Origin of the sequence: Gibbsiella dentisursi, assembly GCF_039539505.1 — a bacterium.
GTDB lineage: Bacteria > Pseudomonadota > Gammaproteobacteria > Enterobacterales > Enterobacteriaceae > Gibbsiella > Gibbsiella quercinecans.
Genome location: NZ_BAABDG010000002.1, coordinates 1,199,589 through 1,211,615 on the forward strand (window position 1 = coordinate 1,199,589; position 12,027 = coordinate 1,211,615).

General features: G+C 56.1%; 10 protein-coding genes. 9 read left to right on the forward strand and 1 reads right to left on the reverse strand.

Features of this window, described 5'->3' with window-relative positions; all coding sequences use genetic code 11:
* Positions 1-26 precede the first annotated feature (26 nt).
* The 9 genes from ABFX35_RS05855 to ABFX35_RS05895 are packed head-to-tail and all read left to right on the forward strand — an operon-like array spanning position 27 to position 10,164.
* A complete protein-coding gene (locus tag ABFX35_RS05855; protein ID WP_121554651.1) occupies positions 27-962 on the forward strand; it encodes a MurR/RpiR family transcriptional regulator in 936 nt (311 codons plus the stop codon).
* A gap of 40 nt (positions 963-1,002) precedes the next feature.
* Positions 1,003-2,040, forward strand: a complete 1,038-nt coding sequence (locus tag ABFX35_RS05860; protein ID WP_095844832.1) for an ABC transporter substrate-binding protein — start codon at positions 1,003-1,005, stop codon at positions 2,038-2,040.
* A 35-nt stretch (positions 2,041-2,075) separates the two neighbouring features.
* Complete coding sequence (locus tag ABFX35_RS05865) at positions 2,076-2,852, forward strand: ABC transporter ATP-binding protein (protein ID WP_095844831.1); 777 nt, start codon at positions 2,076-2,078, stop codon at positions 2,850-2,852.
* A 14-nt stretch (positions 2,853-2,866) separates the two neighbouring features.
* Entirely contained in the window at positions 2,867-3,622 is a 756-nt protein-coding gene (locus ABFX35_RS05870; RefSeq protein ID WP_095844830.1) for an ABC transporter permease, read from the forward strand.
* A gap of 32 nt (positions 3,623-3,654) precedes the next feature.
* Complete coding sequence (locus ABFX35_RS05875; RefSeq protein ID WP_346079785.1) at positions 3,655-4,890, forward strand: Zn-dependent hydrolase; 1,236 nt, start codon at positions 3,655-3,657, stop codon at positions 4,888-4,890.
* Between the two features lie 30 nt (positions 4,891-4,920).
* Positions 4,921-5,874 carry an N-carbamoyl-D-amino-acid hydrolase gene (locus tag ABFX35_RS05880; protein ID WP_279022529.1) on the forward strand — a complete coding sequence of 318 codons (954 nt, stop codon included), beginning with the start codon at positions 4,921-4,923 and terminating at the stop codon, positions 5,872-5,874.
* Between the two features lie 29 nt (positions 5,875-5,903).
* Entirely contained in the window at positions 5,904-9,113 is a 3,210-nt protein-coding gene (locus ABFX35_RS05885; protein ID WP_346080864.1) for a molybdopterin cofactor-binding domain-containing protein, read from the forward strand.
* 3 nt (positions 9,114-9,116) lie between these two features.
* Positions 9,117-9,575 (forward strand): (2Fe-2S)-binding protein, encoded by a 459-nt coding sequence (locus tag ABFX35_RS05890; RefSeq protein WP_095844826.1) that lies wholly within the window; start codon positions 9,117-9,119, stop codon positions 9,573-9,575.
* A 19-nt stretch (positions 9,576-9,594) separates the two neighbouring features.
* Positions 9,595-10,164: an NTP transferase domain-containing protein gene (locus ABFX35_RS05895; protein WP_095844825.1), complete on the forward strand. Its 570-nt coding sequence runs from the start codon at positions 9,595-9,597 to the stop codon at positions 10,162-10,164.
* Positions 10,165-10,177: 13 nt separating this feature from the next.
* Here ABFX35_RS05895 and ABFX35_RS05900 read toward each other — a convergent pair whose 3' ends face one another.
* Positions 10,178-11,941: a sigma-54 interaction domain-containing protein gene (locus ABFX35_RS05900; RefSeq protein ID WP_346079788.1), complete on the reverse strand. Its 1,764-nt coding sequence runs from the start codon at positions 11,939-11,941 to the stop codon at positions 10,178-10,180.
* Between the last annotated feature and the right edge of the window lie 86 nt (positions 11,942-12,027).

The window sequence follows — 12,027 nt, forward strand, 5'->3', positions numbered from 1 at the left end:
CGCTAAGTATCACGTAGACAGAGGGCATGATGAATAACGCGCTATCCACACCAGAAGAACACACAAGTGTATTAAGTGAGTTACAAACCGCCATCCGCCTGAACTACGGCGCTTTATCGCCGGCGGAGAAGAAGTTGGTGGATGTCATTCTTGCGCATCAGTATCAGCTGGCGAGTTACAGCGCGACGGAGTTGGCACAGTTGGCTAGTGTTTCCAAATCCACGGCTGCACGCGTATTTCGGCGCCTTGGTTTTCAGGATTTCAACCAATTTCGTATGAAGTGCCGTGGTATTGAACCGATGGGCTATTCGCCGCTCACCAATCTGGAACAGCGCACGCCACACCCGATGACGATACACGAACGGCTTGATGTTCATATTGAGCGGGAACGCGAAAATCTGGCGGGCATGCAGCGCGATAGCCTGTCAGAAGAGCTGGAACGAGCGGTGCAATTGTTGCGTGATGCGCGGCGCGTTTGGGTTCTGGGCTTTCGCAATAGCTATGCGCCTGCTTTCTACGCTCAATCGCTGTTTTCGCACGTATTGAATGACGTGCAACTGGTGAACGATCCCGCTGCAAAATTTGCCGATGTGCTGGCCGATATCCGCGCGACGGACGTGCTGTTCGTCGTGGATTTCCCTCGCCAGATCCAGTTGCTCCCACACCTGGTGCGGGTGGCGAAAAATTATCAGGCGCGCATTGTGGTGCTCAGCAACACCCTTGTTTCTGACGTCTGCGCGCTGGCTGATGTGGTCATCCCCTGCGCCGCAAAATACAGCGATATTTTTGATTCCTACACAGCCGCCATCAGCATGGTCAATTTTATCGGCAACGAGCTGGCGGCCTGTTGTTCCGAGAAGGCAAGCCAACGCATGCAACGCATGGAGGATATTCATCAGCAGATTGGCGACCTGTATCAGCTTGCTCCGCGCTCATCGGCGGACGACAAAAACCGTGGTTAATCCTGTTACACATTGACTTTCTAAATCGAGGACATTCGTGATGTTGACATCCACATTCGCAAAAATGCACAAATTGGGTTGTTCGGCGCTACTGTCTCTATCCGTATTAGCCACACAGGCCTATGCGGCAGATCCCGTCAAGGTGAAATTTTCGCTCGATTGGCGTTTTGAAGGCCCATCGGCCCCATTTTTAATGGCCAAGGCCAAGGGCTATTTCGCTCAGGAAGGGCTGGACGTACAGATTGACTCGGGCAACGGTTCCGCCGGGGCGGTGACCCGTGTGGCAACGGGTGCCTATGACATGGCATTTGCTGATTTTAACGCATTGATCGAACAGGAATCTCTGCATCCCGGCACTGGGATCAAAGGTGTTTACATGTTGTATAACGTCACTCCGGCCGCCGTGTTCCTGCTGAAAAGTTCTGGGGTGAAAACGCCGGCAGATTTGCAGGGCAAAACGATCGCTGCCCCTGTATTCGATGCGGCGCGCAAAGCCTGGCCGGCTTTCGCAAGAAAAGTGGGGCTAAACAAGGATGCGGTCACCTGGCAATCCGCGGATCCTACCGTTACCGCCAACCTGCTGGTGCGTAAAAACGTCGATGCCATTTCCGGTTTCTATTTTACCAATTTGCTGAATCTGGAAGCGCGCGGGGTCAAGGCGGACGATCTGGTTGTCTTCCCGTATGCGCAATATGGCGTCGATCTGTACGGCAACACCATTATTGCCAGCAAAGAGATGTTGGAAAAACACCCGGATACCATCAAGGCCTTCTTGCGTGCCTTTAATAAAGCCGTGCAAGAAACGCTCGCCGATCCCATCAGCGCAGCCAAATTTGTCAAACAGCAGGATTCATTGATTGACCTGCCGCTGGAAACCCGCCGCCTGGAGCTGGCGTTTGGCCAACTTGTTGTGACGCCGGAGACCAGGAAAAACGGCTTGGGCGATGTGGACGCCCAACGTTTGAACAAAGCCATCGCCGATGTGGTTGCCGCCTTCGATTTGAAAGAGACGCCTAAGGCTGACGTGTTGTTCACCAGCGCGTTGTTACCGGCGCCGGCAGATCGCGCAGTGCGGTAATTTCTTCAAGGCAGCATGATTTCAGGTGGTGATAAATGAGCTTCGTTAAATTCGAGAATGTCAGCCTGGCTTACAACAGCGAACAGCTGGCCATAAAGGATATTAATTTCAGTATCAATGAAAATGAATTCGTGGCGCTGGTCGGCCCTTCCGGCTGTGGTAAATCGACGTTCATGAAGTTGACCTCGGGGCTGATCGCGCCAAGCAAGGGCTACGTTTTCGTCAATAAGCGTGAAGTGTCGGGGCCGCAGAAATGCGTCGGAATGGCGTTTCAGGCTTCTAACTTACTGCCGTGGCGCACTACGCTGCAAAACGTCATGCTGCCAATGGAGATCGTGGAGCCCTACCGCTCTACGCGGCGTAAAAAAGGGCGCGAGTATGAAGAGCAAGCACGTGCGTTGCTCAAACGCGTTGGGCTAGAGGGGTATGAAGACAAATTCCCGTGGGAACTGTCCGGCGGCATGCAACAGCGTGCCTCTATTTGTCGCGCGCTGATCCATAAACCGCGTTTGCTGATGTTGGATGAACCGTTCGGCGCGCTGGATGCATTCACCCGTGAGGAGCTGTGGTGCATGGTCCGAGATCTGTGGCAGGAAGCGCCTTTCACCGTGGTGCTGGTCACACACGATCTGCGTGAAGCCGTATTTCTGGCCGATACCGTGTACGTGATGAGTGCGCGTCCAGGGCGGATTATTGCGCGCCGGGAGATCGAGATACCACGTCCACGCGATCTTCAGGTGGCCTACACCGATGCCTTTTCTCGCTATGTGCTCGAACTGCGTGAACACATTTCTTCCCAGCATCATGCATAAATGGAGAGCCAATCGTGATATCTCGCCATACGTTAATCAAGATTGCCCCCTGGGCTTTGTTGGTCCTGCTCGGGGTTGTCTGGCAGGTCGTGGTGGTGGGGCTTAATGTTCCCAGCTACCTGTTTCCCTCATTGAGCGATGTAGGTCGTTCATTGATAGCTGACTGGCGCCCTATAGCCGCCCATTCATTACAGACGCTTTATACCACGCTGGTGGGCTTTGTGCTGGCGGTTGCCTTCGGCCTGGTGTTGGGGGTGGCCGTGGGCGCCTCGACGCTGGTGTATAAATCCGTATACCCGCTGCTGGTGGGGTTTAATTCTATCCCTAAAGTGGCTTTTGTCCCGGTGCTGGTGGTGTGGTTCGGCATTGGCACCGTGCCGGCTATTGCCACCGCCTTCCTCATTTCCTTTTTTCCGGTAGTGGTCAATGTGGCCACCGGGCTTGCCACCGTGGAGCCGGAGATGGAGGACGTGCTGCGTTCACTGGGCGCTTCGCGTATCGACATTCTGAAAAAGGTCGGGTTGCCCCGTTCGCTGCCTTACTTCTTTGCCTCATTGAAAGTGGCGATCACGCTGGCGTTTGTTGGCTCGGTCATTTCAGAAACGGTGGCCTCCAACCTGGGCATTGGCTATCTGATGATGTCTGCAAGTTCCAACATGAATATGGCGTTGGTGTTCGCCGGTTTGATCGTGATCGGTGCGATGGGCGTGGTGATGTACGAGATCTTCGCCTTTGTTGAAAAACGGATGACGCACTGGGCGCATCGCTGATACGGCCCAGCCAAAATGAGGACAGATATGCTATGACGAGCGATTTACACATTAATGGCGAACGCCTGATGGCGTCGCTATATGAACTGGGCGCGATTGGGGCGTTGCCACAGGGTGGCGTGTGCCGTCTGGCGCTCAGCGATGAAGACAGGCAGGGACGGGATTGGGCCGTTGCGCGCATGCAGGCGTTGGGGCTGGATATCACGATAGATGCTATTGGCAATACCGTTGGCATCTACGCCGGCTTAACCGATGCACCGCCGGTGATGATGGGCTCGCATATTGATACCGTGGCGACGGGCGGACTTTATGACGGCAACTACGGTGTGCTGTCTGGACTAGAGGTGATTGCCACGTTGAAAGATGCGGGGTTGCGCCTGCGTCGGCCCCTTGCCGTCGCCTTTTTTACCAACGAAGAAGGTTCACGTTTTCAACCGGACATGATGGGCAGCCAGGTGTATCAGGGCGGGCTGTCACTGGAAGCCGCGTTGGAATCGCGCGGTATCGACGGCGTTACCGTGGGCGAAGCGCTACGGAAAATCGGCTATGACGGCCCGGCTCCGGTCGGTAACAACCGTGTGGACAGCTATGTCGAACTACACATCGAGCAAGGACCGGTGCTGGATGAAGAAGGGCTTACCATTGGGGTGGTGGAGGGTGTGCAAGGCATCTCTTGGACCGAATTCCAATTGCAAGGTGTTTCCAATCATGCGGGCACCACGCCGATGCGTTTGCGCCGAGATGCCGGGTATGTAGCTGCGCGCATTGGCGTTTTCGCCCGTCAATTGGCGCAAGAACTGGGCGGCGATCAGGTGGTAACCGTCGGGCACGCGGTGTTCCACCCTAATCTGGTCAACGTAATCCCCGAAATCGTGACCTTGACGGTGGATTTACGCAATACCGATGCGCAGGTACTGCGCCAGGCAGAACAGGACCTATGGGCCTTTGCCGCACAGGCGGCAGAAGAGGAAGGGGTAGCGCTGTCACGCAAAACGCTGGCTCGTTTCGAACCGACCCGGTTTGCACCGGACATGGTAGCGCTGATTGCGGAACAGGTGCGCGAACGCGGTTTACCGTCCCGCCGCATGCCGAGCGGCGCTGGGCATGATGCGCAAATCATGGCGGCTATCTGCCCGGCAGGGATGATCTTTGTGCCAAGCCGGGCGGGGCTAAGCCACAACATTCAGGAGTTTACGGCACCGCAGGATTTGATCGCGGGTGCGAACGTTCTGCTAGGCGTGGTGATACAGCGCGCCGACCGTGCCTGATACCGAATGCATTTAGAGGAGAAAATACACATGGCGCGTTATGTCAATGTTGCTATTGGCCAGTTAGGGCCGGTCAATAAAAAGGATTCCCGTGCCGCCGTGGTGGCGCGGTTGATGAGCCTGATGCGGGAAGCTCACCAACTGGGAGCAGACCTGATTGTTTATCCTGAGCTGGCGCTCACCACCTTTTTCCCACGCTGGTATATCGAAGATGAAGCGCAGTTGGACGGTTGGTGCGAAACGGCCATGCCGGGAAACGAGACGCAGCCGCTGTTCGATCTGGCGCGTGAATTACAGGTGGGTTTTTGTCTGGGCTACGCCGAACTGAGCGTGGAACAGGGCAAAAAACGACGTTTTAACACCTCGATTCTGGTGGCTAAAAACGGTGACATCGTCGGCAAATACCACAAAGTACACCTGCCGGGGCACCGTGAATATGAACCTTGGCGTGAGTTTCAGCATCTGGAGAAACGTTATTTCACGCCGGGCAGTGAGTTTCCGGTATTTGACGCCTTTGACGGCCGGTTTGGCATGGCGATTTGTAATGATCGCCGCTGGTGCGAAACCTACCGCGTTATGGGGCTACAGGGCGTGGAAATGGTGTTGATCGGCTATAACACCCCGGTGCACAACGCCCCTGCGCCGGAGCATGATGACCTGTCGCTGTTTCATAATCAGCTTTCCATGCAGGCAGGCGCTTATCAGAACGGCACCTGGGTTGTCGGCGTGGCCAAAGCCGGCACGGAAGAGGGCGTGGAGCATATCGGCGGCAGTTGCATTATTGCGCCTTCTGGCGAGGTGGTGGCCAGTTGCGTCACCAAAGGCGATGAGGTGGCGATCGCACACTGCGATCTCGATTTCTGCCAGATCTATAAACGCACCACGTTTAATTTCGACTTGCATCGCCAGCCCAATGCGTACGGCCCTATTACCATGCTCAAGGGTGAAGCGCTTCTGGCAGATGGCAACCCACGTTGCAAATGAGGTTAGTCATGGCAGAAGAGAAAGGCGTGATGAAAATGCAAGTGGTTGGCCATGAAGTGCCGCGCGTGGATGGCTTGGCCAAGGTCAAAGGCAGCGCAGTATACGGTGATGATATCGTCCTGAAAGGCATGTTGTACGGCGTGTGCCGCTATGCAGATATCGCCGCGGGGCGGGTGGAGGCGGTTGATCTTAGTGCGGCATTACAGGTACCTGGCGTGGTGAAGATCGCCACTTGGCGTGATGTTCTCGGTGAGAGTCACATTGGTGTGGTGATGGCCGACTATCCGCCACTGGTGAACGAGAACATCGCTTTTCGTGGCGATGTCATTGCCGTGATTGCCGCTGAAAGCTATGAGTCAGCCTGTCTGGCGGCGGATAAGATTCATGTGCGTTATACGCCGTATGAACCCATCACCTGCGTGGATGATGCGCTGAAGCCGGGAGCCCGGCTGATCCATCCCGGCAGCGCCAGCAACGTGATCAATCACCACCATACGATCAAAGGCGATGTTGCGGCGGGTTTCGCTGCTTCCAGCCATATTTTTGAGCGGGAATATGAGGTGGGGTATCAGGAGCATGCCTACATTGAACCGGAATCGATCATTGCCTGGTTCGATGATAACGAACAGATCATGACGCTATCGGGTTCGGTACAGAATGCCCATCGCGTGCGCGGCTTCGTGGCGAAATATCTTGCTCTGCCGCAAGCGCGCGTTAACGTCAAACGAGCTGTCGTCGGGGGCTCCTTTGGCGGCAAAGACGATATTATCGATCATCTGGCGTGCCGCGCGGCGCTGCTATGTCACTTGACGGGCCGGCCGGTTAAATTTACCTACAACCGCGAACAATCGATGCGGGAGAGCTACAAGCGCCATCCCTACAAGATGAAATATAAAATTGGTCTGGATGACGACGCACATATTCAGGCGATCAAGATTGACGTGCTGGCGGACGGCGGTAGCTATGCCGGGCAAACGCCGTTTGTCACCTGGCGTAGTTCTGTACAGGCGGCGGGGCCGTACCGCATTCCAAATGTACGTGTGGATGTGACGGGCGTGTATACCAATAACAACTACACCTCGGCGTTCCGTGGTTTCGGGGCGCCACAGGTCATTCTGGCTAACGAATCGTTGATGGATGAAGTGGCCGCCGCGCTCGGACTGTCGCCGTTGGAGCTGCGCCAGCGCAATATCCTGCAGCAGGGGGATACCAGTATGGCAGGACAGGTATTCAGCGAACACCGGGTATCTGCCGAAGAAGTTCTGATGAAAGCAGCTAACAGCGTCGGGTTTATGGCCAAGCGCGAACGCTACCAGCAGTTGAATGCGCAGGGGGGGCCGATTAAATACGGCATCGGTCTGGCATTAAGCCACCGGGGATGTTCACTGGGCGCCGAGGGATTAGATGCCTCGTCAGCGCTGATTCAGGTCAATGCGGATGGCAGCGTCAATATCTCCACAGCGGTATCGGAGAATGGTCAAGGGCTGCAAACGGCGATGTCGATGATTGCGGCAGAAGCCTTTGGTTTGCCGCTCTCATGGATCATGTTTACCGATCCGGCCACGGCGATGATCGCCGATGGCGGTTCCACTGTGGCGTCACGCGGTACGCTAATGGGCGGGCAGGCCGTGCTCAACGCGGCCGGTAAGATCAAACGGCGCATGGCTGACGCCGTTGCAACGCAGTTGGGGGCGAGCGGGATTGATGAGCTAATGTGGCGAGAGGGTAAAGTATTCAACCGCGTTGACCTGAGCCGCAGTATGGATTTTTGTCAGGTGGTTACGCTCACCAGAGCCACCGGCGCTAATCTCTCCGCCTACGGCTGGCATGTGGCACCCTCCATTCACTGGGATGAGGAAAAGGGATGCGGCAGCCCTTATTTCACCTGGGTATACGGTTGTCAGGTGGCGGATGTGGCTGTCGATACCCGTACCGGCAAGATCACTCTGCTGGATATCACGGCGGTGCATGATGTGGGCAAGGTCGTTAACCGCGTCGGTTTTGAAGGGCAGGTGTATGGCGGCGTGGTGCAGGGCATGATCGGCTACGGCATGCTGGAAGATTTCAATATCGAAAATGGGGAGGTTAAATCAGAGAATTTTGATACCTACCTGCTGCCGACGATTCGTGACATACCGAATATTACGGTGATTGCGGTGGAAAACCACGACAAAGCCGGTCCCTACGGCGCCAAGGTGATTGGCGAGCCGGTGCTGGAACTGGGCGGTGCAGCGCTGAACAATGCGGTGAGTTTTGCCATTGGCCGTTGGAATCGCACGCTACCGCTGACGCTGGAACAGGTACGGCTGAGTTACAACCTGAAAAAACCGGCGCGGCAGAGCGAAGTGCAAGCGCATGAAGGTGAGCGTAAACAGGTGCAGCGCCTGAACACGCTGACGGTCAGCCAGCCCGCCAATTTGGAACAGGCATTGGTACTGTTGGCTCAAGAGGGCGTACAGGCATTGGCGGGAGGTACCGATGTGCTGGTGCAGGCTCGCTTGAAAACAACCCCGGTACGCCTGGTGAATATCGCTGGGTTGAACGAATTACGCGGTATTCACGAGGAAAACGATACTTTCAGCATTGGCGCCGGCATGTGTTTCACCGATTTGGTGGCCAACGCGCGTTTGGTTCGTGACTACCCGCTGCTGGTCACCGCGTGTCGCACGATAGGATCTTTGCAACTGCGTAACCGGGCCACTGTGGGGGGAAACATCATTAATGCTGCGCCCTGCGCGGACTCTGTGCCGCCGCTCATCATCTATGGTGCTGAAGTTGAGCTGCGTACCGTCAGTGGCAGCCGTCGCGTGCCGCTCGAATCGTTTATTACTGGTGGTTACCGTACAGCGTTACGTACGGGGGAATTGTTAACCCGCATTATCTTACCGCCCCCGCCAACGGGCGTGCTGCAACAGTTTTATCTGCAACTGGGGCGGCGTATCGCCGTGAATATCACACGCCAAAGCCTGTCTGCGCTGTTTCGCTTAGATGTACAAAAGCATATCGAACTGTGCCGCCTGGTGGATGGCGCCGTATTCGGCAAGCCGCAAAGGCTGACGATGGTAGAGGACGCGTTGTTGGGTAACCCACCGACGAAAGCGGTGATCGAGCATGCGGCCGCTGTGTTGGAAACCATGATGACGCAGGCTATCGGCGGCCGCTGGTCCGCCCCTTATAAAATCCCGGTTTATCTTGATATGTTCCGGCAGGTAATGGCGGAACTGGCGGAACAGGAGTGACAGATGATTGATGTAGAAATGAAGATTAATGGTATCCGGGTGCAGGCCAGCGTTGATGACAATGTCCGTTTGCTGGATTATCTGCGCGAAGTCCGTCGTTTGACCGGCACCAAGGAGGGGTGTTCCGTCGGGGAGTGTGGTGCCTGCTCGATCATCATGAACGGCCGCGCGGTGTGTTCTTGTCTGCTGTTGGTGGCTCAGTGCGATGGCGCTGATATCACCACGGTGGAAGCGCTACATCAGGATCCTGTGGGGCTTAAACTGCAAAATGCCTTCATTCGCTACGGCGGCGTGCAGTGTGGCTTCTGCACCCCCGGCGTATTGATTAGCGCCAAAGCGCTTTTGGATACCAACCCGTTGCCGAATGACGAACAGATCCGCGAGGCGCTGGAAGGCAACCTGTGCCGCTGCACGGGTTACCAGCCGATTATCACCTCGATTAAAGCGGTGTTGGCCCAGTGAGCGCGCTGGAGCGGGCAAGATGAAACCAAAGGTCTGTCTGATGCTGGCGGCGGGGCTTTCCAGCCGCATGGGGCAGTGGAAAATGATGCTGCCGTGGGGCGAGGGAACGGTGCTCGACGGCGCGCTAGCAGCGGCGTTATCTTTCTGCGATCGCGTGGTGCTGGTCACTGGCTTTCGCGGCGCGGAGCTGAACTGGCGCTATGGCGATAATTCGCGCATCACGCTGCGCCATAATGAATGCTTTACCGAAGGCATGTTCTCTTCTATCCGCTGCGGCGTAGAGGCCGTTGGCGGTGGACATTTCTTTCTGGCGTTGGGGGATATGCCCGCTGTCAGCGGGGCGGTGTACCGCACGCTGTGGCAACAACGCGATGCGCGCTGCCTGATCCCAGAATACGCACAAGGAAAGGGGCACCCGGTACTGTTGCCGCCCGCCATGCGCGGGCGGGTACTGGCAGCGGATAACGACACGTCGATGAAAGTACTTATCGCACGTCACGGCCAGCGGCGGGTGCCGGTGGCCGATGGCGCGATCCATTGGGATATGGATACGCCGGAGCAGTACCAGCGGTTGCTCCGCCGGCGTTAGCCGACTGAGCAGGCTAGTGAATATCGCGCAGTTCGTATTTTTTGATTTTTCGATATAGGGTGGCAACGCTGATATCCAGCTCTTGCGCCAGTTGCGTTTTGCTCATGCCACGGCGCAATGCTTCTTCAATACGTTGGTGCTCCAATTGCTTCAGGCTGGGGGGCGCGGCGCGCGAGGCGTCACTGGCGGCGGTTTCAGCCGCCGGCCGCATTGCCGCCGCCGTGTTATGGAAGTGCGGCGGCAGCAGCGTGGGATCAATCACCTCGCCGTCGGGCACGATATTCACCAGGTACTCCACCAGATTACTCAATTCGCGCACATTGCCCGGCCAGCGGTAATGGCGCAGCAATGCCATGACTTCCCGGCTAACGCCAGGGTAGGTGCTGCCAATGCGCCGGGTATGCAGGTTGAGAAAATGGTGCACCAGCAGTTCGATATCCGCAGTGCGTTCGCGCAATGGCGGGATCTCCACTGGAATCACCTTAAGACGATAGTAAAGATCTTCACGGAACGTTCCGTCTTTGAGCGCTTGCGCCAAATTTTGATGGGTAGCGGAAACGATCCGAATATCCACCGCTACCGGCTTACTGGCCCCCAGCGGCATAACCTCGCGCGTTTCCAGAACCCGCAGTAGCTTGGCCTGCAACGCCAGCGGCATATCGCCAATTTCATCAAGGAAGAGCGTGCCACGATGTGCAGACTGAATCAGCCCTGCCTTGCCGTTGGGGGCGGCGCCGGTGAATGCGCCTTTGACATAGCCAAACAGTTCGCTCTCAAGCAGGTGTTCTGGGATCGCAGCACAGTTAATGGCAATAAACGGATGCGCGTTGCGCCGTCCCATCTGATGGATGGCACGTGCCAGTACCTCTTTACCGCTGCCGCTCTCCCCGGTGATCATGATGCTAGAGGGGCTGTCGGCAAAGCGGGCGATGAGCTGCTTTAACGCCTGAACCGCAGGCGCATTGCCAATAAACTGGCCAATATGGGGGGTGCTGTCCGCCTCTTCGACCGGCGCTGGGCGTTCGGATTGATGGAAGGCAAACAGAAACAACTGCCGGTTTTTGCCATTATGGTGCTGCCCGATCACCACTTCCTGCCGGGCCGCGAAGGAAATCACGTGTTGGGCATTACCGTTGGCAAAGTCTTTACTGGCGACTAACGGGCGGATGGTTACCGGCGTTTGGGCAAGCGTCTCCCAACGCGTGTTGAGCAGCCTCAGCGCATTCTGATTGGCAAAGGTAATGATGCCATGCTCATCAAGCACCAGAATGCCCTGATCCATGCTGTTGATAAGCGTGGTGAACAAAACATCCATATCATCGTTGGCCGTGGGATTTTTCGTCAGGTTAGCCATCAACAACGAGGAAATATGCCGCACATAATCGGAGAAAACAGCGATGTTTTCTTGTAACCGCTGTTGCTGTTCCGGGTTGATCGCCGCTAGGCTGATTACGCCTAAGCAGGTGCCTTCATGCATCACCGGCAGACCGAGAAAGGCCAGTTCGCCGCAGTGGCCATATTGACCGCAGCTTTGGCAGATAGGATCGTGCTGCGAATGAATGACCACTTTCTCTTTCTTGTTATCAATAACGTATTGCAATAGGCGGGTATTATCCGACTGACGGCCGATGCGGGAACGATATGGGCCACTTCCCGCGACGCGTAGCAACTGGTTATCGACGATTTCGACTTCAAGCCGCAATACCTGACTGAGCATCTGTGTGAAATGCCGGATAGTGGGCTGGATGTGCATCAGAGACAGGGTCTGGCTCGTCATAGGCTACGCTCTTGTACCTGGTGAAGTCGGGATCTGCCGTCAAGGACAACGCTGCGCGGCAGTTTCTCATTTTGAGAATGTGCATC